At 55.5% G+C, this 25,867-nt stretch carries 20 protein-coding genes; 10 read left to right on the forward strand and 10 right to left on the reverse strand.

The genetic code is table 11. The features are described 5' to 3' along the window. Positions 1-23 precede the first annotated feature (23 nt). Positions 24-338 (reverse strand): winged helix-turn-helix transcriptional regulator, encoded by a 315-nt coding sequence (locus BLR09_RS00075; protein WP_093196298.1) that lies wholly within the window; start codon positions 336-338, stop codon positions 24-26. Positions 339-595: 257 nt separating this feature from the next. Between BLR09_RS00075 and BLR09_RS00080 the strand changes: the two genes are divergently transcribed. Continuing rightward, complete coding sequence (locus tag BLR09_RS00080) at positions 596-1,510, forward strand: ClpXP adapter SpxH family protein (protein WP_317039177.1); 915 nt, start codon at positions 596-598, stop codon at positions 1,508-1,510. A gap of 95 nt (positions 1,511-1,605) precedes the next feature. On the opposite strand, the gene BLR09_RS00085 is transcribed toward BLR09_RS00080, so the two are convergent. Then, positions 1,606-2,880, reverse strand: a complete 1,275-nt coding sequence (locus tag BLR09_RS00085; RefSeq protein ID WP_093196301.1) for an adenylosuccinate synthase — start codon at positions 2,878-2,880, stop codon at positions 1,606-1,608. 94 nt (positions 2,881-2,974) lie between these two features. Then, positions 2,975-3,544 carry a Crp/Fnr family transcriptional regulator gene (locus BLR09_RS00090; RefSeq protein ID WP_093196303.1) on the reverse strand — a complete coding sequence of 190 codons (570 nt, stop codon included), beginning with the start codon at positions 3,542-3,544 and terminating at the stop codon, positions 2,975-2,977. A gap of 178 nt (positions 3,545-3,722) precedes the next feature. On the opposite strand from BLR09_RS00090, the gene BLR09_RS25400 reads away from it, so the two are divergent. Further along, entirely contained in the window at positions 3,723-3,875 is a 153-nt protein-coding gene (locus BLR09_RS25400; RefSeq protein ID WP_176785382.1) for a hypothetical protein, read from the forward strand. A gap of 8 nt (positions 3,876-3,883) precedes the next feature. Here the strand turns inward: BLR09_RS25400 and BLR09_RS00095 are convergent, their stop codons facing one another. The 7 genes from BLR09_RS00095 to BLR09_RS00125 form a co-directional block, all read right to left on the reverse strand. After that, complete coding sequence (locus BLR09_RS00095; protein WP_093196304.1) at positions 3,884-4,681, reverse strand: metallophosphoesterase family protein; 798 nt, start codon at positions 4,679-4,681, stop codon at positions 3,884-3,886. A gap of 157 nt (positions 4,682-4,838) precedes the next feature. Next, positions 4,839-5,570 carry a metallophosphoesterase family protein gene (locus BLR09_RS00100; RefSeq protein ID WP_176785383.1) on the reverse strand — a complete coding sequence of 244 codons (732 nt, stop codon included), beginning with the start codon at positions 5,568-5,570 and terminating at the stop codon, positions 4,839-4,841. 283 nt (positions 5,571-5,853) lie between these two features. Beyond that, a complete protein-coding gene (locus tag BLR09_RS00105; RefSeq protein ID WP_093196308.1) occupies positions 5,854-7,527 on the reverse strand; it encodes a RagB/SusD family nutrient uptake outer membrane protein in 1,674 nt (557 codons plus the stop codon). A gap of 15 nt (positions 7,528-7,542) precedes the next feature. Beyond that, on the reverse strand, positions 7,543-11,022 hold the full coding sequence (locus BLR09_RS00110; protein ID WP_093196310.1) for a SusC/RagA family TonB-linked outer membrane protein: 3,480 nt from the start codon (positions 11,020-11,022) through the stop codon (positions 7,543-7,545). A 149-nt stretch (positions 11,023-11,171) separates the two neighbouring features. Then, positions 11,172-12,227, reverse strand: coding sequence for a FecR family protein (locus tag BLR09_RS00115; protein ID WP_093196312.1), 1,056 nt, complete (start codon positions 12,225-12,227; stop codon positions 11,172-11,174). A gap of 78 nt (positions 12,228-12,305) precedes the next feature. After that, on the reverse strand, positions 12,306-12,878 hold the full coding sequence (locus tag BLR09_RS00120; protein WP_176785384.1) for an RNA polymerase sigma factor: 573 nt from the start codon (positions 12,876-12,878) through the stop codon (positions 12,306-12,308). Positions 12,879-13,009: 131 nt separating this feature from the next. Then, a complete protein-coding gene (locus BLR09_RS00125) occupies positions 13,010-13,828 on the reverse strand; it encodes an alpha/beta hydrolase (protein WP_093196316.1) in 819 nt (272 codons plus the stop codon). Between the two features lie 140 nt (positions 13,829-13,968). On the opposite strand from BLR09_RS00125, the gene BLR09_RS00130 reads away from it, so the two are divergent. The 8 genes from BLR09_RS00130 (at position 13,969) to BLR09_RS00155 (ending at position 25,813) form a co-directional block, all read left to right on the forward strand. Continuing rightward, a complete protein-coding gene (locus BLR09_RS00130; RefSeq protein ID WP_093196318.1) occupies positions 13,969-14,526 on the forward strand; it encodes a PhnA domain-containing protein in 558 nt (185 codons plus the stop codon). A gap of 910 nt (positions 14,527-15,436) precedes the next feature. Beyond that, complete coding sequence (locus BLR09_RS00135; protein ID WP_218126555.1) at positions 15,437-18,466, forward strand: SusC/RagA family TonB-linked outer membrane protein; 3,030 nt, start codon at positions 15,437-15,439, stop codon at positions 18,464-18,466. Positions 18,467-18,475: 9 nt separating this feature from the next. Further along, on the forward strand, positions 18,476-19,897 hold the full coding sequence (locus BLR09_RS00140; RefSeq protein WP_093196320.1) for a RagB/SusD family nutrient uptake outer membrane protein: 1,422 nt from the start codon (positions 18,476-18,478) through the stop codon (positions 19,895-19,897). Between the two features lie 94 nt (positions 19,898-19,991). Next, a complete protein-coding gene (locus tag BLR09_RS00145) occupies positions 19,992-22,256 on the forward strand; it encodes an arylsulfatase (protein ID WP_093197747.1) in 2,265 nt (754 codons plus the stop codon). Between the two features lie 93 nt (positions 22,257-22,349). Beyond that, positions 22,350-22,475 (forward strand): hypothetical protein, encoded by a 126-nt coding sequence (locus BLR09_RS25825; protein WP_262507449.1) that lies wholly within the window; start codon positions 22,350-22,352, stop codon positions 22,473-22,475. Positions 22,476-22,487: 12 nt separating this feature from the next. After that, positions 22,488-22,643, forward strand: a complete 156-nt coding sequence (locus tag BLR09_RS25730; protein WP_176785385.1) for a hypothetical protein — start codon at positions 22,488-22,490, stop codon at positions 22,641-22,643. A gap of 3 nt (positions 22,644-22,646) precedes the next feature. Continuing rightward, positions 22,647-23,549 carry a sterol desaturase family protein gene (locus BLR09_RS00150; RefSeq protein WP_093196322.1) on the forward strand — a complete coding sequence of 301 codons (903 nt, stop codon included), beginning with the start codon at positions 22,647-22,649 and terminating at the stop codon, positions 23,547-23,549. Next, entirely contained in the window at positions 23,546-25,813 is a 2,268-nt protein-coding gene (locus BLR09_RS00155; RefSeq protein WP_093196324.1) for an arylsulfatase, read from the forward strand. Before BLR09_RS00150 ends, BLR09_RS00155 begins: the two co-directional genes overlap by 4 nt. The last annotated feature ends 54 nt before the right edge of the window (positions 25,814-25,867 follow it).

A 25,867-nucleotide genomic window follows, 5' to 3' on the forward strand; every position in this document is an offset into this window, starting at 1 on the left:
CGGGACGGGGCAAGGGGCTTGTGTTAAGCGCTTTGTCCCATGCTCTCCAATTGGCGGAAGATCGGAATCATCGCCTGGCCTTTGGGCGACAGGGCATATTCGATGTGGAGCGGCTTCAGCGCGACGACGGTTTTCACGAGCAGCTCCTGATCTTCAAGTTCCTTCAGCGCCGTCGAGATGGATTGTTTGTTAGAGCCTTCGAGCTGGCGGAGGAGGGAGTTGAAACGTACGGGGCCGTCGACCGCCAGGCGGAAAATCTGAGGTTTCCACTTTCCGGAGAGCTGTTTCAACAAGGTTTCTGCCGGACAATCGGACTGGGGAGCCTGGGTTTCTTTCATCGCTTGGTAGTTGAAAATCAGCAGGTAAATGATACGAACTGCCGGCTTTTTCCGGCACTGCTGATCGGGTAACGTATCATTCCGACCGATAAATTTCCGGTCAGAAAAAAATGACTAATTGACTGGTCAGACTGACATCACGAACTTTGCCGCATCGTTCAACTACGTAATTATTTATTGGCGGTAATTATCCAACCCGCGTTTTCTTCCCGCCTGATTGAGAGAGGACCACGTGCAGTCAGAAACCCTTCGCGATGATGAATAAGCCATCCACCAATCCGCTTTTGTGCGACATTGAGTCGGGTATGTGTGAAATGCCCGAACCGATTGTCGAAACAACAAAAAACGTTGTTTCGGCTGAAAAAAAACCACTAAAGGTAATTTATTATACCGATCCGATCTGCTCTTCCTGCTGGGGCATTGAGCCGCAGTTACGGAAGCTCAAACTGGAATACGGGCACGCACTCGATATTGAATACCGGATGGGCGGCCTGCTGCCTGACTGGAGCTATAACAGCGGCGGAATCAGCAAGCCTTCGGATGTGGCGCATCACTGGGACGAGGTAAGCGCGTATTACGACATGCCGATCGACGGCGACGTCTGGCTCGAAGACCCCCTTGATTCGTCGTATCCGCCGTCGATTGCTTTCAAAGCGGCGCAGCTGCAGGGTGCGAAGAAGGCCATCGCCTTTCTCCGCAAAATCCGGGAAATGGTCTTCCTGCAAAAAAAGAACATTACCCGGCCCGAATACCTCCGCGCAGCGGCGGAAGCCGCCGAACTGGACGTGGATCGGTTTGAACAGGATTTCCCCGGACGTGCCCGGGAACTCTTCCAGGAAGACCTGGCCCTGGCCCGGCAATTGGGCGTCCGGGGTTTTCCGACGATGTTTTTCGTCGACGAAAACGGGCAAATGGAAAAAGTCTACGGAACCAAGCCTTATGCGGTTTACGAGCAGGCCTTACTCGGACAGGCGCCGGCAGTCCGCAAGGCACCCTACGCGACAAACTGGGAAAGCCTTTTTGCCGTGTACCCGACCCTGACGTCACGTGAGTTTGCCGAACTGGCGGAAACAGCCCGGAAAGACGCCGATCCTTTCCTGCAGCAACTCGCCGACGCCGGCGCGCTGGAGAAAGAAGGAAGCAAGAACGGGGTACTGTGGAAGAGAAAGTAAAACCCGCATCTCGTTGATAAACGCCCGGCCTTCACGGTCGGGCGTTTTGTTTTACGGAGTTTCGCTAGTAGCTTAAGTAGCTGAACAACAGGTGGTTATTTGCCGTTGACAAGCGTCTGCCGCCGGTCCGGTCCGACGGATACATATGAAATCGGTACTTCCAGGCTCGATTCCAGCAGTCTGATGTAGTTTTTCAGCTGATCTGGCAGGTCGGTAACCGAGGAAACCTGCGTCAGGTCTTCTGACCACCCCGGCAGTTCGGTAAATACCGGTTCGGCCTGCGCGCAGTCATACGGCATGTAGTCGATCAATTCACCCTCTACCCGATAATGCGTGCAAACCCGGAGAAACGGGAGACCGCTCAGTACGTCCGCTTTGGTCAATACCAGTCGGGTGACGCCATTGAGCCGGATGGCGTATTTCAACGCAGGAAGATCGAGCCAGCCGGTTCGCCGCGGGCGACCGCTCACGCTGCCAAACTCCCGTCCGTTGTGCCGGAGGGTCTCGCCGGTTTCATCGTCAAGCTCGGTCGGAAACGGTCCGCTGCCTACCCGGGTAGAGTATGCCTTGACAACGCCAATGACCTCGCCGATCTGCCGGGGAGCTACGCCGAGGCCTGTACACGCGCCGGCGGCGGTCGTATTGGACGACGTCACAAACGGATACGCGCCGAAATCAACGTCCAGGAGCGTACCCTGAGCGCCTTCTGCGAGAATCTTTTTTCCCTGGCGGAGGTACTCGTCCACCACCCGGTCGGCATCCACCAGCGGAAACTGCCGGAGCAGCGCAACGGCCTCGAAAAATGCCTGCTCTTCGGCTTCAAAATCAGGCATTTGCCGGTATAGCGCCTGCAGGGTATAGGCATGCTGCGCCGATAGCCGACGGTAGCGTTCCGGAAAATCCGGCCGGACAATATCGCCGATACGCAGGCCGTTCCGTCCGGCTTTGTCGCGGTAGGCGGGACCGATGCCTTTGAGGGTGGAGCCGATTTTCCCGTCGGCGAGTTGGCGTTCGGATGCGGCGTCGAGCAGGCGGTGCGTCGGCAGAATCAGGTGAGCACGCCGGGAAATAAGCAGCTTCTGTGACGCAAGCAGGTCGTACCCGGCGGCTTTGAGGCGGTCCAGTTCCGCTTTGAGACCGATGGGGTCGATCACCACACCATTCCCGATGAGGTTGACGGTATTTCCGAAAAAGATTCCGGAGGGAACCGTATTGAGGACGAATTTCTTTCCGTCAAATTCCAGCGTATGACCGGCATTGGGACCGCCCTGAAACCGGGCAACCAGGTCATAATCGGCACTGAATACATCGGCAAGTTTTCCCTTGCCTTCGTCTCCCCACTGGAGACCGAGTAATACGTCGACAGCCATGCTGATTGGTTTTGATAGTCCGGCCCTTCGGAAAGGGCAATAGAAATCCGTGCAACGCGGACGTTGCTTTATGAAACAGCCGTTCAGGGAAAAGTCAGGGGATATTCCGGCGTATCCGGCTCAGCGACGAAGGAGTAATGCCGAGAAACGACGCCAGCATCGCCTGTGGTACGCGGTTGGCGAGGCCGGGATAGTGTTCCAGAAACGTCAGGTACCGGGTCTGGGCATCCTGGACGAGCATATTGCCCGTCATCTTTAGCTTGTTTTCGAGAACGTAGTACGTGATTTTATGAAAGAGGTCGTGCCATCCCGGTATTGTGGAGGAAAGCTCCGTAAATCCTTCCTTCGAAAAGAGAATCACCCGACAATCGGTAATGGCTTCGATGTACTCGGCAGAAGGAGTTTCGTCCCGGAAACTATTGATATCCACCACAAAACGATTCTCATAAACAAAATAGCGGGTATAACTGTCGCCGGTTTTGTCGTAGTAGCATACCCGGAAAACCCCGTCCGTGACATACCCGATATGCCGGGATATTTTTCCCGCTTCCGCGAAGTAACTTCCTTTCGGATAGGACTTGACGGTTGCCAGGTTTCGTATTCTTTCGCCATCTGTCTCGCTGAGATGGCCAAACTGGCGTAAGTAGGCAATCAGGTCTTCCATACGTCGATAGCCGAAGCAAGGCAGGCGTTGTTTCGGCTGCAAAATTCAGACAGGGAAGAGAATGTTGTATTGCCAATTGGCAAAAAATAGGCGGAGGGAGAGTACTTCGCATCCGTAGGTATCAGAAAGAACCCCAAAACAGCGGCGCTCACAGGAAGGTATCTCCTGTGAGCGCCGCGTGGAACAGACAGCTGCCTCATCGTTTTCCCCGTCGGCCGGGCAACATCCCATACCGTTTATTCCGGAGATCGAGGATCAGTACGGACCGGAGAAACAGCGTATTTCCAGTCATACCGAAACCGGCAGCAACAACAGCATTTACCTCGAATGATAGCGGATTTATCCTTTGACTTCAAACGTATTGACGGCGTCTTTGCTGTCGGGGTTTACCTGGTAAATGAGAATCTCTCCATCTGCGAAGACTTCCACGATCCGGTACCCGGAATAGGGAACGCCCCAGCTTCCGGCAATGTGCCCGTCGAAGAAATAGGCTTTGCCGTTTTTTTCCTTGACACCGTCTTCGGCATGGTCGTGGCCGTGGAATACGCCCCGGAGATTAGCCTGTTTGCTGAAGAGATCCACCAGTTCGGGGCAGTCGATACCGTATTGTGTCCACTTCACGGGCGTGATGTGCATGAAGACGAAGAGGTGCTTTTTGTGATCGTATTTGGGTAGGTTTTCACGTACCCAGCTCATGTCCGGGCAGATGTATTTGCCGGTGACGTCGGCTGTATTGAGGACCAGAAAACCGCAGTCTCCGTACTCGAAACCATAATGCCAGGGTTTGCCCCAGGTTTGCTGCCAGGCATCTTCCGGCACCATATCATGGTTGCCGTGGCTGATGTAATACGGCATTTTCAACCCGTCCCATACTTTTTTTACTTCGGGAAGGAGGCGGGCGTCGTTGTGGAAAATATCGCCGTTGAGGAAGAAAAAGTCCGGCGCTTCCTGGTTCAGGCGGTCCACCATCGCCTGGTGCCGGTCGGTAAACGGTGTGTTCGGTTCGCCGTAGTGCCCGTCTGATGCCGTCGCAAAGCGCAACACGGGTTTTTTGCCAAAAGGAATGGCAAGTGCATCGATTCCGGTGAGGAGAGTACCGCCTACGGTCAGGCGGAGAAAATTGCGTCGGTTGAGCATAACAGAGGTTGACGTTTGCCTCCGAAATAGACGCTTTTTTCGAAGGCAGCCAAATACCCGCGGAGTTTTTAACCGTATTATAAAGCAGAAGTGCCGGAATCAAATCCGGTCGTCTCAAAAGATAACGTAATAACTATACGTCAATAAAACCTGCTCTTTATCCTACTTTGACCGGTTTAGGAATGACAAACTGATTGACGCGTTGGGTGACTTCCGGGTTAACCTGAAATGTTTCGATTTCGCCATTGGAATAGACCTCAACTACCCGGTACCCGGAGTAAGCCGTACCCCAGCTGCCGCAGATATGGCTGTCGAAAAAGTAGGGTTTGCCGTTCTTTTCCTTGTAGCCGTCTTCGGCATGATCATGCCCGTGGAAGATTCCCCTCAGATTGGCTTGCTGACTGAACAACGCTACGATCTCCGGACAGTCAATACCCCATTGCGTCCATTTCATCGGCGTGATGTGCATAAAAACGAAGAGGTGTTTCTTGCCTTTGTATTTCTGGAATGTTTCCCGGGCCCAGGCAACATCCGGACAGATATAATTCCCCTTAATATCAGACGTATTGAGCATCAGAAACGCAGTATCGCCTTTCTCGAACGCATAGTGCCAGGGAGTACCCCAGGTCTGTTGCCATACCTCTTCCGTTACCATGTCATGGTTTCCGTGGGTGACGTAGTACGGCATCGTCAATCCGTCCCAGACCTTTTTGACTTCAGGAAGAAAAGAAGGTTTGTCGTGGAAGAGGTCGCCATTGACGACAAAGAAATCGAGCTGGTGATTTATTTTTTCCTGGTTGAGCCAGCCGATGAGTTTTTGGTGCGTTTCCTCGTAAGGGGTTTTCGGTTGGCCAAAATGACCGTCAGACGCAGTCGCAAAGCGCAGCAAAAGAGATCTTTTTTCCGGCTCTTCCGGGGTGACTGTCTCAGATCGACAACCCGTCAAAGCATATTCGGTACTAATCAGGACAACCCCTTGCAAAGTAAGGGTGAGAAAATTTCTCCGGTTGAGCATATAGTTTAAGTCAGGGGGGTAGTAAATCTTCACACAAGATCATAATTTTTTTTTGAACTAGGCTAATAATTAGTAGTGAATCCATGCACCAACACTGAAAAGCGAAACGCCGACCTGCAACGAATTGCGGCCGGCGTTTTCAGGTATTCTCCGGGTACTACCAGCCCGGGTTCTGCGGAGCGAGTTTCGGATTGAGCGTCAGCTCCTGCGTTGGGATTGGATAGAGGTACATTTTGTCGTTCCAGGTACGCGCCGATACGCTCGTGTAAATGCGGATGTACTGGTTGGCGTCCACCACAACGCCCGAAATCTGGCTGGCAGGGTACTGCGCCCGCAGTTCCGGCGTGAGTTTCATTCCCAGAATCGTCTCCGGATTTTCGATGAGCTTGCCGGCTTTCCACCGAAGCAGGTCGTCCATCCGGAAACCGTCAGCAGCCAGCTCGACACGGCGCTCGCGGCGGATTTCGTCGAGCAGCGCCGGCAGTGCCGGGAAATCAGAGCCAGGGTCTTTGGCAACGTCTGCGGTGAGTTTCGGCATGCCGACGCGGGCACGGATTTTGTTGACCGTACGGTCCAGCAGCGCCTGGTCTGCCTGCCCGAGTTCTGCCTTCGCTTCGGCCAGTATCAGCAGGGTTTCGGCATAGCGGAAGATGAAGAGGTCGAGGGTAGACTGGTTCGCATTCCACTGCGCGAGGTCCGGAGAGCGGCCCTTGATGACCTGGTAGCCGGTAGGGGCAAGGCTCGTGCCGATGCGCGGCAGGTTGATGGTATCCTTCGTGCCGGTAGCGCCGATCTGGAAGACAAACCCCTTGGTACCAATGAGTTGCTTGTAGCGGGGGTCGCGGTTGGCGGCTTCGTCGTCGGGGGTATTGTCGCCTTTATAGAGCGGACTGAGCTTCGTCGGCAGGCCGTCTTTCATCAAAAATGCCCGCGCAAAGTTCTTGCTGTACCCCGTGCCGGATTCTCCCAGCTGGCGGGTCAGGTTATGCATCAGGATATCCTTGAGGTACCGCATCGGCAGAATCGCCTCCTTGTTGGTATTCAGTTCTTCCTGGATAAAAAGGTTGTAATAGTCGGTATTGGGGTTTCCGGTACTCCAGATGTCATACAGGCCGGATCCTGCAACCAGCTCCGCCGCCGAAACAGCCTCCTGCAGAAACTTCTGCTCGTCTCCGAGTGCCTGGTACTTCCGGAAGGTACCTTCCCACAGCGAAATACGGGCTTTGAGTGCGGCAGCGGCGTATTTGTGGAGCCGGCCCGCTTCGGCGTCTTTCGGCAGCGGAAGGTTTTCGACGGCATAGTTCAGGTCCGCCAGTACGGAATCCATCACAACCTTGTGTGAATTCTTCGGATCGTACAGCTCGGCAGACTGATCGTTGAGGTCCTTGCTCAGCCAGGGTACATCGCCGAACTGCACCACTTTCCGCCAGTAGGTATAGGCGCGGAAGAAACGGATTTCGCCGGCGTATTTGGCTTTGATGGCAGACGACGCGTCGGCTTTTCCGTACCGGTTGAGGAAGAAGTTGAGGTTGCGCTCATTCGTCCATGACCAGCCGCCGCCGGAAACCGGCACGATGTATTGCCCCGACAGGAATACATCCTGGGAGTTAGGAACGAAGTTGTCCGACCCGCTTTCCGACTGATAGCTCCGCTGCACCGGCAGCATGGTATAGAACTGGTTGCAGTACAGCTTGAGGTCGCTTTCGTTTTTAAAGAAGGTAGGTTCGGTGATCGAACTCTGCGGGAACCGGTCGAGGAAGTTCTCGTTCCGGCAGGAAGCCATTGTCAGTGCCGACGCGGCAAGGAGGAATAAGGATTGATAGCCTTTCATGTCGTTTCGGGATTATCACAGTCCAAATTGAATACCGGCAGAAACCGCCCGGTTGAGGGGATACACCGCCTGGTTGACGGTTTCCGGATCGAGCGCCTTGTAGAACGAAGTGATTTCGAACAGGTTCTGGCCTGTTACATACACCCGCACGTTTTGCAGCTTGAGCCGGTCGGTGACGGCTTTCGGCAGGGAGTACCCGAGTGAGATATTCTTCAGACGGGCATAGGCGGCGTTTTGGAGGTACTTGGTTTGGGTGGCGAAGTTTCCGCCGCCGCCAAAGCGCTGCCGGGGATAGTAGGCGTTGATGTTGTCCGGCGTCCAGTAGTTGAGGTGGTGAAGGAGGGGCACATTCCATTCACTCGTAAAACCCCAGAACTCCCGGCCACCCACAGCCATATCCCGCTTGCCCACTCCCTGAATGAGGAAGGAGAAATCGAAGTTCTTGTACCGGAGATTGGCGTTTACCCCGAAAACATAGCGCGGTGTACTGTTACCAATGATCCGCTGATCGCCGGGATTGCCAACCGTATTGTCGCCACGCGTGATCTTTCCGTCTCCGTTAAGGTCTTTGTACTGAATATCGCCTGCGAGCCAGGTGCCGGAAAAGAGTTGCTTCTGGTCCGCTTTCGCAGCGGCGTCGTCTGTCTGGAAGAAACCGACGGTTTCATAGCCCCAGATTTCGTTGAGATTCTGGCCTTCGTAGTAGTTTGATCCACCAAACGTCTTGGTTGAGTTCAAGTCGTACTTGGTGATTTTCGTCTTGTTGTCAGAAAGGGATAACGTCACGTCATACGACCAGTCGCTGTTGATCCGGTCACGCCAGTTCGCACTCAATTCCCAGCCTTTGGTGATCAAATTGCCGGCATTGCGACTCGGAGGTGAGGTGCCGAGGATTCCGGGAAGAGGAAACGCGCCGACGATCATATCGCGGGTTTCGCGGGTATACCAGTCGAATGAGCCAGTCAACCGGTTCCGGAAGAAGCCAAAATCTACACCGAAATCCAGTGTCGAAACCTTCTCCCAGGTAAAGTTGGAACTTACCAGACCCGGCGTACCTACGCCGATACCCAGCTGGCTGCCCATGACATAGTTGACCTGACCAGCTGACATTGTCGGGAGATAGGGATAGTTGCCAAGGCTTCCGGTTGCCTGATTCCCCAGCTTCCCGTAAGAAGCCCGGAGCTTGAAGTCGCTGATGGCATTGCGGAGCGGGGCAAAAAAGGCCTCGTCCGATACCCGCCAGCCTACTGAAGCCGAGGGCAGGAACACATACCGGTTGTCACGCGGGAAGCGGGAGGTACCGTCATACCGGCCGTTGATTTCCACGAGGTACTTGCCGGCGTAATCGTAGTTGAGGCGAAAGAACGTACCGCTTACGGCCCACTCGCCGCGGCTGCCGCCGACGGTCGGGTTGGGATCGTTGTTGAGGTTGATCGCCGGCATTGTCTGGTCGATCAGGTTTTTGGCAGAAGCGGAATAGTATCGCGTCTGCTTCAATTCCTGGTTAAACCCGACCATACCCTTGAAATTATGCTTGTCGGCCAGCGTTTTTGTATACTCCGCATAGGCGTTGACAGCGGTGTAATAGTCGTTGTTGTTCTCTTCCGTCACACGGCTCGGGCGCGACCACGGAAACGTACCCAGCAGCACGCCGTTTGCCCCGTATTCGTTGTATTCTTTCCAGTGGCGGATGCTGTTGGCATTGTATCCGTTCCAGGTATAAGTCGAGACGATTTGCAGCCCCGGCAGCGGACGAAGGGTAACGCCGCCGGTCAGCCAGAGGTCGTTCGCCGTCGTCACATACCGCCCGTTCAGCTTCGCCAGTGCGATCGGGTTGGTAAAGCTTCCCTGCCCGGCAAAGTTGCCGTCGGGGTGATACACCGGCATGATCGGCCGGAGGTCGTTGCTGAGCCAGCTTTCGGCGGTACCGCCGGTATTGGCGGGAGTAGGCCGGTTGTTGTCAGTCCGGTTGAGGTTCAGGCGGAAATTCAGCGTCAGCCAGGAATTGACGTCCGAGTTGATTTTCAGCCCGGCGTTGTACCGCTTGTATACCTCTTTGTTTACTTCAATCAGACCTTTCTGATTCAGATAACCGAGGGAAGCCGAAAAAGACGTTTTGCCTTCTCCGCCGGAAAGCGAAAGGGTATGGTCTGTCATCGGCTCCCAGCCGTTGTACTGCTCCTTGATCCAGTCGGTGTTCCCGACGTACCGGTACTTGGAAGGATTGGCGGGGTCGATGTACACCGGCAGGTTATGGGCCGGGTCGTTGAAGTACTTCTGAGCGTTTTCAACATCCAGGTCCGTGAATTTTTCCGTAGCCTGGGCGCCGTTGGTTTTCGCGCCGGTGGCATCGGCTTCGCGGTGCATGCGGATGTAGTCTACTGAATTGACATACTTCGGCAGGCGAGTAGGTGTCTGCATCGTCACCGAGCCGGAATAGCTCACCCGGAGCGGCGCGTTTTTCTTCGGCATTTTGGTGGTAATGAGGATGACACCATACGCGCCCCGTACCCCGTAGATCGCTGCGGAAGCGGCGTCTTTCAATACCGTGACGCTGGCGACGTCCTGCGGGTTGATCAGGTTGGGGTCCATCTGAACACCGTCGACCAATACCAGCGGATCGCTGCCGTTGATCGAGCCCGTTCCGCGGACGTTAAACGTAGCTCCACGGCCCGGCGCGCCGCTGTTGACGTTGATATTCAGGTTGGGAACCAGCCCCTGAAGCCCTTGAGCCAGATTGACGAGCGGGCGGCTTTCGAGTACCTCACCACCGACGGAAGCGACGGCCCCGGTGAGGTTTGCCTTGGTTTGCGTACCATAACCCACCACGACTACTTCGCTGAGGGCTTTCAGGCCGGGTTTCATGCTGACAGTCAGAGTAGTGCGATTACCGACCGTAATTTCCTGTGTTTCGTATCCGACAAAGCTGAAGACGAGCGTTCCGTTTTCGTCCGGAATAGCAATGCGGAATTCGCCGGAAGCATTGGTCGTGACGCCGCGGATGGAGCCTTTGAGGACGACGGATACGCCCGCCAGGGCTTCCCCGTTTTCCGCGGTGACCTTTCCGGAGACGGGCCGCTCTTCTGCCTGAGAGGTTTCTCCGTATGACTTCGACGACAACGGACCGGGCGTGTTGACCGCCTGCGGCGTCAGAATAATCTGCCGGCCGGCTACTTCATACCGGATTTTGATAGGTGTGAACAAGCGGTCGAGTACATCCGCGAGCCGCTCGTTCTGAGAGGTAAGTGAGATACGCTGATCGGCCTGTACGGCCTTGGGACGGTAGGAAAACCGGACGTTGGTTGCCCGCTCAATTTCGCTCAGTACCTGCCGCAACGGCTGATTGGCGACCCTGATATTCACCGATTGATTGAGAATGTCCTGCGCGCCTACCGGCCCGGCGTGCGTGACGCCCTGGAAGACAACACCAACGGCCAAGGGCGTCAGCGAAGTCCTGAGAAGGAGTGAGAAAAGACAGAGTAGCGAGTTCCGCATAGTGGTATACGTTTAGGCATTCGGACAAAAGAATCCTGTTCCTTCGCCGGGCGAAGGAGGAGAGAGAAGGACAGAGGGTGAGCGAATAAGATTACCGGACGGGGGAGGCGTTGTTCTTCATAAAGCGTAACTGGAAGTGGTTAAAGGAATTACTCGGTACAACCTGATCCGCTGACAACAATCTGGGCGTCAACAACCTGGTACGTCGCGCCGATGACTTTGCAGAGGACGTTCAGTTTTTCGAACAATACTTCATCGGTCAGGGACGTCGTGATCCGGCATCGGGCAAAGACCTCTTCGTCGTACACGATCCGGACACCGTAGGCTTTTTCCAGCGCATCGAAAATCTCGGAAAGCGGAGCGTCGTCGAACACAAACCGTTTCAGGTTCTCCTTCGGCACCAGAATCCGCGGGTCCTGAATCAGCCCGCGGCTGAGTTGCAGCTCCTCCCGGAGGAAGGAAGCCTGCTGGTTGGGCGTCAGAAGCAAACCGGCGCTCTCCGGATGAGGACCGGCGGCTTCACTGGGGTACACGGCTACTTTTCCGGTGCGAACCTGGACCGTCACGCGCGGGTCGCGCTCGTAGGCCGTTACGCGGAAACTGGTGCCTAATACTTTGGTAACCAGTCCGTTGGCATAAACAAAGAACGGATGCGCGGGGTCTTTCCTTACCTGAAAAAACGCATCGCCCGAAAGGTAGACTTCCCGCCGCTCGCGAAACGTTGTATCGAACCGGAGCGTACCTGACGGCTCCAGGCTGACCGTACTGCCGTCACTCAGGGTGATGATCTGCACCTGTGTGCCGGTGTTGCGGATTTCCCGGGTTGCGCTGCCGGAAACGGACGCGACCATTTCCCGTACCTTTTCCACCGGTTGTCCGGTATCCCAGATAAACCAGCCGGCTACCAGGGCAATACCCGCGGCGGCCCACCAGAGGGGCCGGAACCGGCGGACCGGCTGCGGCCGGATTTGGCCCTGCACGCGTTGCCAGAGATCCGTGACGTCGCTTTCCGGAACGTCCGGGTAAAACTGCGCCATCTCCCGGATGCGGCGGCGGGCTTCATCCATCACCGGTACCAGGTGTGGATGTGCCGACGCGACCTGCTGCCAGTACCGGTTTTGTCCGGCGTCGGGATATTTTACCCAGCGAACGAACGCATCGTTCTCCAGAAAATCATCCAGGCTGTAATCGGCAAACGGGTCCATCCGGTCGTAAGGGTTTCAAGGATTAGATACAGCGACCATACGGCGTGTACTCACCTATTCCCGAAAATTTTTTAAAAATCAGACAGGCTGTGAAAACAGGAGAAGAAGTATGGCAGAAGGCAACTGTCCGCGAAGCTGGCGGACGGCGCGGAAGAGCAGGTTGCGGGCCGACTGCTCATTGACTTTCATGATGCGGGCGATCTCTTCCGTCGAAAAATCATGGTAATACCGAAGCTGGATCACTTCCTGCTGGCGGACCGGCAGGCGTTCCAGCGCAGCCTGTAACCGGGTCAGCTCCCGGTGCCGGTGTTCGGTTTCTACCCAGGTGGGTTCGGCGTCGACACCGTCGGGAAACCATTCCTCAGACAGGACGCCGTCGACCGTCGGAATGAGCCTGTTGGATTCAATAGACCGTAAAATGCGGTTCCGAAGCGATTTATACAGGTAAAAACGAGGCTCCTGTACATGGCCGAGCCGGTCCCGGTGGTTCCAGAGATGAACAAAAAGGTCCTGAAGGTGGTCCTGCACCAACTGGCGGTCGGACGAAATGCGGTAGCCATACCGGAGCAGGTCGCGGACATAAAAATTATAGAGTTCCGCAAAAGCACCCTTTTGCTGATAGGCGTCCCAGATCTGCTTGTCGTCTGCCATTCGTGACCGGTTGTTTCCCGGAAAAGACCCCGTTGAGTCGTTCATACTCTTTCCGGGAAAAAAATGAATAATCCCAAGAACAAAAAAGGACGGGTAACGCCCCGTCCTTTTTTGTTCCGTACCTGAAATCATCAGGACTTCGGTTTATTGAAAAACTGCTGCATGAAAAGCAGCTGGTACGAAATGGCGTTGTTCCAGTACGGCCAGTTGTGGCCGCCGGGACGGGTGATGTAGTCGTGGACGATGTTGCGCTCCAGCATTTTCTCGTGCAGGTTGTTGTTGACCCGGAAAAAGAAATCGTCGGTACCGCAGTCAATGATCAGCGCGATGGAATTCGGTGTAATCAGGTGAAGCTGATTGATAACCGTATTCTGTTCCCAGCGCTCCGGATTCTGGGCGTAGGTGCCGAGTCGTTTCGCCATATCCCAGTTGTTGGGGAAGGGGCGGATGTCTACGCCGCCGCTCATGCTGCCGGCTGCGCCAAAAACATCCTGATGCCGGATACCGAGATACAGCGCCCCATGACCGCCCATACTCAGGCCTGTAATACCCCGGGCGGAACGGTTTTTGATGGTTTTATACTTGCTGTCGACCCAGTTGACAAGTTCTTTCGAAACATATGTTTCGTATTTCCAGGCCGGGTCTACGGGGCTGTCCCAGTACCAGGAGGAGAAGTTGCCGTCGGGACAAACGAGGATCATCTGGTATGTATCAGCAGCGGTGCGGAAGGCGGCGGATTTTTTAACCCAGTCGCTGTAATTGCCGCTATACCCGTGAAGGACATAAACAACAGGATATTCCTTGCCGGACGAATAGGAATCCGGTGTAAGCACGACCGCTTTGATGGTTTTATTCATCGAGGTACTGAACGTCTCAACGGTATCGATTTTGGCGGCGGAGACGCCGAGGGTTGCCAGCAGGCAGAGAACAGCTATGTACAGGGTTTTCATAAGAAGAGGACAAAATAAACGACCGGCAAGATAGTCGATTTTCGACACGGGAAGCTGATTTTACCTGGGGGAATGACCGTCGTCATGTACAGGTATTACAGGAATAAATAGCTTTGGGGCTATTTTCTTACTTGATACCAATGAATATGACACAAGATGTTTGCGTGCTGTGCGGAAAGAACGAAGACCTGAGTAGCTATGAAGTACCCCCGGCCGGCCACGCCGCCGGTGAAGTAGTACTATGCCGCCCCTGCCTCGATCAGATTGAACGGAAGGCGGAGCTCACGCCGGACTACTGGCGTTTTTTGCCGGATGCCATGTGGAGTGAAGTTCCGGCGGTACAGGTATTGGCCTGGCGGATGCTTACCCGCCTGAAAAACGAAAGCTGGGCGGCAGAAGCGCTGGACGTATTGTACCTCGACGAAGAAACCGAAGCCTGGGCCAAAGCGGTAGGGGAGGAAGACGACTTTGTAGCCGGTCTGGTGCACCGCGACAGCAACGGCGCGATCCTCCAGACCGGAGATACGGTGGTACTGACAAAAACACTCGATGTCAAAGGCAGCCAGATCAGCGCGCGGATGGGAACGGTGGTGAAGAACATCCGCGTCGTCGAAGACAACGCCGAACAGATCGAAGGGAAAGTCGAAGGTCAGCAGATCGTGATCCTGACAAAGTATGTACGGAAGCAGAACGTATAGCGTGTGACGGTAGTTTGCGGGAGAAGGGTTTACAGTTTTCGGTTTTCAGTTTACAGTTTTCAGTTTGGAGGACGGAGCAGGTCGCCTGTCGTGCGTAGCATTCGCTACGCACTTTTTAATTGGCTTGGGCCTACGATAGCTATCACTCTGTGGCAATTTACGACCTGTCGTTTTGAGACGGCGTGGGTCGCCCGCCGTGCGTAGCATTCGCTACGCACTTTTTATTTGGCAGGCTGCGCCTGCTGCTGCCGCTTACCTGCAGATAATTTACGGTCTGTGGTTTTGAGATGGAGCGGGCGACTACACCCCGAAACGACAAGCAATCAACAACCTATGAGAAAGACAGACAGTAGCAGTAGGCATAGCCAACCAACCAAAAAGTGTGAAGCATTAAAAAGTACAGAACGAATGCTACCCACGACAGGCGACCTGCTCCGTCCTCCAAACTGAAAACTGAAAACCGAAAACAATAAACTGAAAACAGTAAACACCAACCAATCCTTTCCAACGCTATCAAAAATAGTATTTTCCCAATATGCTCTTTCATTTATCAGGTGATCTGAAAATAGTGCTTGGTATTCTCATCGGCATTCTTCTACATTTGCGACACAAGACTACTTTTTCTATAGATTTAATCATGTTTAGAATGTCGTCTGCTCTGCTTCGTCCGAATGCCGCCTGTTCTGCTTCGCCCGCCTCCTTCGCCGGAATGGCGTGTTGTTGCTGACCGATTTCCCTTTTCTCTCCCGAACCTTCTCAACAAACACCTGTGAAACAGAAAGCGCCCGTTCGCTTTCTCATTTTATCTACTTGAACTATATATTCTATCGTTCAAATAGTGTTTAATTGTCGAATGCATGGCATCCGACCGGAATGCTGCATGCTCAAATCATCCCAAATGAGGAAAAAAATGAAGGAACGTATACGGTATCTGCTGTTGCTTTCTGCTGTATTTCTGACAGCCGCCGCCGGCGCCCAGACCAAGTTGAACGGGAAAGTCATCGACTCCCGCACCCGCCTCCCGATCGCGTACGCGTCGATTTCCCTCAAGGGAAGTACCAACGGCTCCGTGACGAAAGAAGACGGAAGTTTTGAAATTGTTACCTACAAAGCCCTGCCGGCGACGCTCATTGTACAAAACGTCGGGTATGAGCGGCGTGAAGTGGAAGTACGCGAACTGCCGGTGACCATCGAGCTGACCGAAACGTCGCAGGCCCTGCAGGAAGTAGTAGTTATCGGGTACGGAACCCAGAAGAAAAGCGATATCACCGGATCGATCTCCACGCTGCCCGCCCAGGCGCTGAAACAGCCCATCAGCTCGTTTGACAGGGCATTACAGGGTGTCGTCGCAGGGGTACAGGTGACATCAGTGGCCGGCCAGCCCGGCGCGGCGGTTTCCATCCGTATCCGTGGCGGTAACTCCATCAACGGGTCGAACGAGCCGCTCTACGTCATCGACGGTTTTCCGGTATATAACAGCAACTCCGACGCCGATGCCGGCGTGACGACAGGACCGAATATCAACGCACTGTCGACCCTCAACCCCGCCGATATCGAATCCATCGATATCCTCAAAGATGCCTCGGCAACAGCTATTTACGGCTCTCGCGGCGCGAATGGCGTCGTCATTATCACGACGAAAAAAGGGAAAGCGGGGCAACACTCCTTTACCTATGACGGGTATTACGGGGTGCAGGATGTAGTCCGGACAATACCCCTGCTCAATGCACAGCAATGGGCCCTCCTCAAAAACGACGCACGCCTCGACTCCGGCAAGCAGCCGGCCTTTACCCAGACCCAGATCGACAGCCTCGGGCAACCGGGCGTTGGGACCGACTGGCAGCGGGCAGCCTTCCGGACGGCGCCTATCCAGAGCCACAACCTGAGTTTTACGGGAGGTGACGACAAAACCCGCTTCGCCGTTTCCGGCAATTATTTCAAACAGGACGGCGTACTGGCCAATACAGATTTTGAGCGGTATTCCTTCCGTATCAACATGGACCGGACGTTCACCTCCAAATTCAAACTCGGTACCAATCTCACTGGCAGCAAAACGAAGGCGCAGGTAGCTCCGGCAGGCGTTGTCGGCAACCTGCTGCAAATGCCGCCCACTGTCCCGCTATACGACGCCACCGGCAGCTATACCCTCCGCAGCATCTACGATACGCCCCTCGGCAACCCCATCGCCACGCTCAACCGGCAGCTCAACGAAACCGTTTCCTATCGTGGTTTTGGTAATGCGTACGGCGAGTATCAACTGGCAGAAGGCCTGACCGCCAGGATTTCCGCGGGGATCGATGCGCTGGTGACGAAACAAAACCGATACCTGCCGTCTACCCTGTACGAAGGGGCGTCCTACAACGGACTTGGCTCAATCGGAACGAAATTCGCCATCGGCTGGCTCAACGAAAATACCCTCAGCTACCGCAAAAGCCTCGGTGCCAACCACCAGCTCGACGCCGTCGTAGGGTACACCCAGCAAACTTCCACGACGGAAAATACGGTCGCTTCCGCCTCCAACTTTGTCACCGACGCCTTTCAGCACAACAACCTCGGCGCCGGGACGACCCTCCAGACGCCCAGTTCAAATGCCTTCAGCTGGGCGCTGCAGTCCTTCCTGGGCCGGGTGAACTATACCTTCCGCAACAAATACCATTTCACCGTATCCGCTCGTGCGGATGGTTCGTCCCGTCTCGGGAAAAATCATAAATGGGGATATTTTCCGTCTGCCGCATTTTCCTGGAATGTCAACCGCGAAGAGTTTATCAAAGCCCTGCCGCAGATCAGCAACCTGAAGTTCCGGGTCAGCGCCGGCGTCACCGGAAACCAGGAAATCACGCCGTATTCGTCGCTCGCCCAGGAAAGCTACTACTCCTACATCATCGGAAATACGCTGGTGGCAGGTTACGCTCCTTCGGGAGTAGCCAACCCGGATTTGAAGTGGGAGTCGACTTCGCAGTACGACGCGGGCATCGATCTCGGATTGCTCAAAAACCGGATCAGCATTACCCTGGATGCGTATTACAAAGTCACCAGGGATCTCCTCCTGAATGTACCGCTGCCCTATACCACCGGGTATTCCAGCGCCTTGCAGAACTTCGGAAAGGCTGAAAACAAGGGTATTGAGCTTTCGTTGAATACGGTCAATTTCGAAGGAAAATTCAACTGGACAAGTGCTTTTGTCTTCTCCGCCAACCGGAACAAGGTACTCAGCCTCGGCCCGGGCGTGACGTCCATCATCTCCGACCCGTCGCTTGCACGGGTAGGGGAGGCGCTGGGATCGTTTTACGTCTACAAAACGAATGGTATTTTTCAGTTGACGGATGACGTCGCCAGCCTGCCGCGCCTCAGCGCCAAAGACAAGGCCGGCAGCCAGCGGTATGTGGACGTCAACGGAGACGGAACCATTACCCAGGCCAATGACCGGGTGATCGTCGGCAATGCCCAGCCGAAGTTCATCGTCGGGTTGACAAACACATTCAACTATAAAAACTTCGACCTGACCTTCCTCTTCCAGGGACAATACGGTAACAAGGTCTACAACGTCAACAAAGCCAACCTGGAGCTCGGAACAGGATACATCGGCGCGTCGACGACGATGCTCGACCGTTGGACGCCGACCAACCCGAGCAATACCATCCACCGCGCGATTGAAGAACCTGCGATCGTCATCTCGGACCGCTTCATCGAAGACGGGTCTTACCTCCGTCTGAAGAACATCAGCCTGGGGTACTCGCTGCCGTCGAGCCTGACTTCCCTCCTGAAAGTCAAGCAGGTACGCTTCTATGTTTCGGGGCAAAACCTGGCTACCTGGACCAACTACACCGGCTATGATCCGGAGGTAAGTTCCAACGGGCAAAGCTCCCTGACGCCGGGCGTCGACAATGCAGTCTATCCCAACAGCAAAACCGTACTCGGCGGATTAACCGTCACATTCTGAGGAATTTCCATGAAAAAAATACTCCCGATACTGGCCCTGCTCGCGGTGGGAACTTCCTGCACGACGCTCGACGAAACCCCGAAATCCTTCGTTTCGGAGGAGCAGTTTTTCCAGACCCAGGCGGATGCCGTCGCTGCGGTTAACGCCATTTATTATTGCCTCAACTATTCCGGTCAGACGCCGTACAACGTCCTGTTTTCGACGGGTATGGACATGATGAGCGACGACGTCCAGCCCGGGCCGGGCGCCACCAACGCCGACGTCCGCTCCCAGGCCATTCTCTCGCATTCGTCGACCGGCCTGCGGATTTACCAGATCTGGCAGCAACATTATACCGCGATCAACCGGGCCAACATCGCCGTCGACCGTATTCCTTCCGTCGCCTTCGACGAAACCCTGAAAAAGCGGCTGATTCTGGAGGCGAAGTTTCTCCGGGGACTATTCTACTTCAACCTGGTACGGCTGTATGGCGATGTGCCGCTGGTGCTGCACCAGACGAAATCCCTGAATCCGGAGGATATCTATGTGGCACGGACTTCGACCGACGAAGTATATAAACAAATCGTTTCCGATCTGACTGAGGCAGAGGGATTACCAACGTCGTACAGTGCGACAGACGTAGGTCGTGCGACAGCCGGCGCTGCCAAATCCCTCCTTGCCAAGGTATACCTGACCCGTTCGGACTGGGACAACGCCGCCAAAAAGGCGGAAGAAGTCATCAACGGGCCATATGGTTACGACCTTTTCGCCAACTATGCCGACGTCTTCAACGTCGCCACCAAAAACGGAAAGGAGCATATCTTCTCCGCTCAGTTCAAAGGCAATACCAACTCGCACGGCAACAGCCAGGCGCTGCGGGAGGCGCCGACGGGTATCACCGGTGTCAACGGCAACTACGCCGAGCAACCGGGAAACGGTGTATACCAGCTTTTTAGCGGAAAAGACAAGCGCCGGGATGTAACGTTCATCACGTCGATCACGAGCCCGACGACAGGCAAGACGACCGTCATAGATCCCCACTTCCACAAATACTGGGACAATTCGGTACCGGGTAACCTGACGGAATCGAGTGCCAATGTGCCCATTCTCCGGTTTTCCGACGTTCTGCTGATGCATGCGGAGGCGCTCAACGAAAAGAGCGGTCCGACGACAGACGCCTACAAATCCTACAACCGCGTACGTGTACGCGCCGGGCTGGATGCATTGTCGGGGTTGTCGAAAGAGCAGTTCCGGGATTCAGTCTACCTCGACCGGCGCAAGGAGCTCGTCTTCGAATACTCCCGCTGGTTTGACCTCATCCGGACCAAACGCATGGTCTCCGCCCTTCAGAAAATCGGCAAAACCAACGCGTCCGAAAAACATTACCTCTATCCAATTCCCCAGTACGAAATCGACAATAACCCGAAGATGAAGCAGAATCCGGGATGGTGAGAAACGGGTTTTCTGTTTGCGGTTTTCTGTTTTCGGTTGGGCATCCCTGACTGAAAACAGAAAACCGCAAACTGAAAACCAAAACCTGACTCCAATGCAAGCACGATATACATTACCTCTCCTCACCCTCCTCGCTCTGCCGGCAGCAGCGCAGCACGATCCCGTGCAGAAGTATGAAGGGAAAATCGGTCGTACTGTTGCCGAAACCCGGCAATGGTGGCCGCAACGTACCCGGGCGCAGAAAGGCGCCCCCAATGTGGTCTGGATTTTGCTGGACGACGTCGGTTACGGCGCAATCAGCACCTTCGGCGGCCTCATCCGCACCCCGACGCTCGACAGCCTCGCCAACCAGGGACTGCGGTATACCAATTTCCATACCACCGCCATCTGCTCGCCCACGCGGGCAGCCCTGCTGACGGGGCGGAACTCGCATTCCGTCCACATGGGCCTCTTTCCGAATACGGCCATCGGCACGCCGGGATATGACGGATACATGCCCTTCGAGAAGGCTACAGCAGCGGAAATTCTCCGGGAAAACGGATATAATACGTATGCCGTCGGCAAATGGCACCTCACGCCGCCGTCTGACCAGACAGCCGCCGGGCCGTTTAACCGCTGGCCGACCGGCCGCGGTTTCGACCACTACTACGGTTTCCTGGGCGGTGCGACCGACCAGTGGCACCCCCTTCTCTGGGAAGATACCCGGAAGGTGGAGCCGGAAGCGGACGGCCGTCATTTTACCACGCGGATTACGGACAAGGCCATTTCCTATATCGCCGAACAAAAGGCGGTATCCGCCGAAAAGCCCTTCTTTCTGTATTATGCCACCGGCGCGGGGCACTCGCCTCACCACGTCGCGAAAGAATGGACTGAGCCCTATAAAGGACTCTTCGACGGGGGCTGGGACGCCTACCGCGAAAAGGTACTGGCCCGCCAGATCAGCCTGGGCGTCGTGCCGAAGGGAACGACCCTGCCGCCCCGTAACCCGGGCATCAAAGCCTGGGATAGCCTTCCGGCGGATGAGAAAAAATTGTACGCCCGTTTCATGGAAAACTACGCAGGTTTCCTGACGCATACCGACTATGAAATCGGTCGCCTGGTACAGTACCTCCACAAAATCGGACAGCTCGATAATACGCTGATTTTCATATCAGTAGGAGATAATGGTGCGAGTAAGGAAGGCACGTTTGTCGGGATCGTCAACGGCAATACGCCCGGTCAATCCGAAGAGGAGCGCCTTCGCCGCAACATCGAAAACATCGACCTGATCGGGACGGAAGCCTCGCAACCCAACTACCCCCTGGGCTGGGCCATGGCGGCCAATACGCCCTTCCGCTACTGGAAGCAGGACGCCAACTCGGAAGGCGGAACGCACAATCCCCTGATTGTTTTCTATCCGAAAGGTATTCAGGAAAAAGGCGGTATCCGGACGCAATACAGCCATATCATCGATGTATTGCCGACGACGCTTGAACTAACCGGCGCGAAGGTACCCTCCCTCCTCAATGGCTATCCGCAGGAACGTATCGAAGGTACCAGCCTGGCCTACAGCCTGAACAACACCGCGCTCGCTTCCCGTCATACCGTTCAGCACTATGAAATCCGGGGATCCCGCTCGATTTACAAAGACGGCTGGAAGGCCGGTACCCTGCACAAATCCGGCGACGATTTCGCCGGCGACAAATGGGAGCTGTACCACCTGTCGGAAGACTTCAACGAGCTGCACGACCTCGCTTCACAGCATCCCGACAAGCTCAAAGAGCTCCGGGAACTATTTGACAGTGAGGCGGATAAGTACAATATCTATCCGCTGAAAGACGGCTCCGAAAAAGACCTCGACTTCTCGCACCTCTACCAGCGGGACGGCGCGACGCGCACCGTATTGTACCCCGAAGCGCCTCAGGTATTCGGCATCGCCAGTCCGCTGCCTGTACATAAATCCTACACCATCACGGCTGAAACGGAGCTGAGCAAGGGAACGCAGGGCGTCATCCTGGCGGTAGGCGGTCGTTTCAATGGCTTAAGTCTCTTCGTGCAGGACGGAAAGCTCCAGGTAGCCCACGCCACCGGGCAGAAGAAGTACCTGCTGGCGTCGGCGAGGCCGGTGCAACCCGGTAAGGCGACGGTTCGGCTTGTCGTCAACTACCAGAATGCGAAAGGCCCGGAAGATCCTGCCGGTACGCAGCAGTTGTTTGTCAACGACGTCAAAGTCGCCGAAGGCCCCATCGTCAAAGCGCAGGCCGCGATCCGGAGCACCGACGAAATCAACGTCGGCCGCGACCTCGTCACCCAGGTCTCCGACCGGTACAAGGGCCCGTTCCCGTTTACGGGGAAGATTGAGAGAATCGTAATCGAGTGAGTTTGGAGTTTAGGGTTTGGAGTTTAGGGTTGAACGAATCCAACCTAACCCCAAATCCTAAACTCCAAACCCTAAACTCCAAACCCCAATCAAATGACCACCTCCGACCTCTCCCTCCTCACCAAAAAAATCGCTGTGGGGCTTGTTCTGCTGCTCGTGTCCGTGCTGATCATTTTCGGCGGGCTATGGGCCACACAATACCTGCTTTGGGAAAACTAAACACCTGCCGCTATGAAAATGGAACCCCGGGTGGCCCGGCGGATTTTCCGGAATGCCCTCCTCAGCCTGCTGCTGTATGCGCTGCCGGTGCTGCTCATGTTCGCGACGTTTTACGTCACCGGCGAGCGCCCCTGGCGACAGGCAGCAAAAACACACCAATCCCGCTAAACCATGATCATGTTCTTCGAAGCCCTCTTCAAAAACCTGAGTACCTGGGGATTACCCACGCTGGTACTCCTGCTTGGTCTGGTGGAGTTTTCCCTCGGCCTGTACAAGAAACACTGGAACCGGAACGAGATTCTTCTCGATATAGCCTGCTTCACGATTCCGAAGCTCGTCGTCCGCCCGCTCGTCGCCTATTTCGGGCTGAAAGTACTGCCGCTGGTTTTTCCGGGGTATAAAGACGCGTTTGAGTGGGTACCGTTCTGGTGGGGATTTCTGATCCTCTGCGTGGCCGACGACCTGACGCAATACTGGTACCACCGCCTGCACCACGAAATACCCTTTCTCTGGCGGTTTCACCGGACGCACCATTCGGCGCCGTACATGGGTATGTCGATGGCCAGCCGGCAGAATATCATTTACACGCTGTTCTTTTCGCAGACCTATGTGACGACGACCCTTGTATACCTGGGGTTGGGCTATCCGGCGCTGTTTGTGAAGGGTATCAAATCGATCATTACCACGCTCGCCCACTCCAGTATTCCCTGGGATAAACCTTTGTACGAACGGCGCTGGCTGCACCCGGTAGCCTGGGTACTGGAACGTCTGATTTCCACGCCGGCAACGCACCACGCGCACCATGCTGATACGTCGGACGACGGCGTCGGCTACTACAAAGGCAACTTCGGCAATATGTTCTTTTTGTGGGATATCCTTTTCGGAACCGGACTGATCACGCGGCAGTACCCCGCTTCGTATGGTATCAAGTCGTATCAGCAGGAAGAATGGTACGCCCAGTTTCTCTGGCCCATTCTCAAATCCCGGAAAGAAGGCAGCGAACTGGCACCCAACGGGCCGATGGTTCAGGAAGACGAGCCCGCCCTTCTCCCATCAACCCCGCAACCGGCATGAAAAAACGATATCTTTTTGTTACCGGCGCATTGCTGACTGCCCTTGGCGCAGCTGCGCAGCATACGCCCGTTCAGCCCTACAAGGGGTCAGAAGGCAAAACCCTGGCCGATACCCGGCAGTGGTGGCCTGAGCGGGCGAAGGCAGCCGGCCCGAACGTCGTCTGGATTTTGCTGGACGATGTAGGATTCGGCGCCATCAGTTCGTTCGGCGGCCTGATTCAGACACCCGAACTGGACCGGCTCGCTCAAAACGGCCTCCGCTACACAAACTTCCATACGACGTCGATCTGCGCACCAACCCGCGCCGCGCTCCTCACCGGACGGAACCATCACTCCGTTCACATGGGCCTGTTTCCGGAAAATGCAGTCGGCACTCCCGGGTACGATGCGCAGATTCCGTTTGAGCAGGGAACCGTCGCCGAAATCCTGAAAGAAAACGGCTACAATACGTTCGCCCTCGGAAAATGGCACCTGACACCCCTGGCAGACCTGACACCTGCCGGGCCGTTTAACCGCTGGCCAACGGGCAGGGGCTTCGAGCATTTTTACGGATTCCCCTCACGCGGCAGCACCGACCAGTGGCACCCGGAGCTCTGGGAAGATACCCGCCGGGAGAAGGATCAACAGGGCCGCCATCTCAACCAGCTTCTTGCCGACAAAGCCATCCACTACATCGGCGCGCAGAAATCCGCCAATCCGGACAAGCCTTTTTTCCTGTACCTGGCTACCGGCGCCGGCCACGCGCCTCATCAGGTCGCGAAGGAGTGGTCGGACCGCTACAAAGGCAAGTTTGACGGCGGCTGGGATAAATACCGGGAGGAGGTACTGGCCAACCAGATTCGCCTGGGTATTGTCCCGAAAAACACGGTACTGCCGCCCCGTAACCCGGGGATCAAGGCATGGGACAGCCTTCCGGCAGACGAGAAAAAGCTGTTTGCCCGCTTCATGGAAGTATACGCCGGATTTTTGTCGTATACCGATTACGAAGTGGGGCGCGTTGTCCGCTACCTGGAGGAAATCGGGCAACTGGACAATACGCTCATTTTTGTTTCGGTGGGAGATAACGGCGCGAGCAAGGAAGGGACTTTTGTCGGCGTTGTAAACAACTATGGAACAGACCTTTCGGAAGAAGAAAGACTCCGCCGGAACATCGCCGACATCGACCTCATCGGTACCGAATATGCCAAGGCCAACTATCCCCTCGGCTGGGCCGCAGCTACGAATACCCCCTTCCGCCAATGGAAACAGGACGCGAATACCGAAGGCGGCACCCGTAATCCGCTGATTGTCCATTACCCGGCCCGCATCCGGGAGAAGGGCGGTATCCGGAAGCAGTACAGCCACGTCAATGACCTGCTGCCTACGACACTCGAACTGGTTGGCGCACAAATCCCGGCATCCATCAACGGCTACCCCCAGCAGCCGCTGGAAGGGACGAGCCTGGCCTACAGCATCGACAATGCCTCGGCCAAAGACCGCCACACGCTGCAATACTATGAAATTCTGGGAACGCGGTCGGTCTACAAGGACGGCTGGAAAGCCGGTACCCTGCATGTCAAAGGTCAGGATTTTACGCAGGACAAATGGGAACTGCACCACATAGAGGAGGACTTCAATGAACTGCACGATCTGGCCGCTGCCCAGCCGCAGAAACTTGCCGAACTGCGCGGGGTATTCGAAGCCGAAGCGGCCAAACGCCATATCTATCCCCTGAAAGACGGAACCATACCGACCTTCGGCCCAACGGCTTACAAGGACCGGCAAACCCTGACGCTATACCCCGGCGGGTCGACCATCGTCGATATCGCGAATCCGCTCGCCGGTAAAAAGGCCTTCCGGATTGCGGCGGACGTGGAGATTCCGTCCCACGGCGCCGAAGGCGTCCTGCTCTCCCGCGGGGGCCGGGCGGGAGGGCTCAGCTTTTTCGTCAAAGACAAAGCGCTGTATTTTGCATACAACGTCGGCGATGGCGGCACGTTCGTCGTCCGCGCCGACCAACCGCTCGCTCCCGGCCGGCAATCGGTTCAGGCAGAGCTCGTTCCTGACGGCAAAGGCGGAACCCTCAGCCTCTCGGCCAACGGTAAACCTCTCGGATCCCGGGTACTTCCGCGGTTGTACGGGAACCTGTACCTTCACGAAGGACTGAATCTTGGATTCGACGACCTGACGCCTGTCACGGACGCGTATGTCGTGCCGTTTGCTTTCACCGGAACCCTGCACAAAGTCACGATCGACCTTCCGTCTCCCGAACAAAAAGGAAAATGAAGATCGCCGGGACTGTCCCATGCTGAATCAGAACTACCTGCCGGATCCAACCGG

The sequence above is a fragment of the Siphonobacter aquaeclarae genome (assembly GCF_900103285.1).
Taxonomy (GTDB): Bacteria; Bacteroidota; Bacteroidia; order Cytophagales; family Spirosomataceae; genus Siphonobacter; species Siphonobacter aquaeclarae.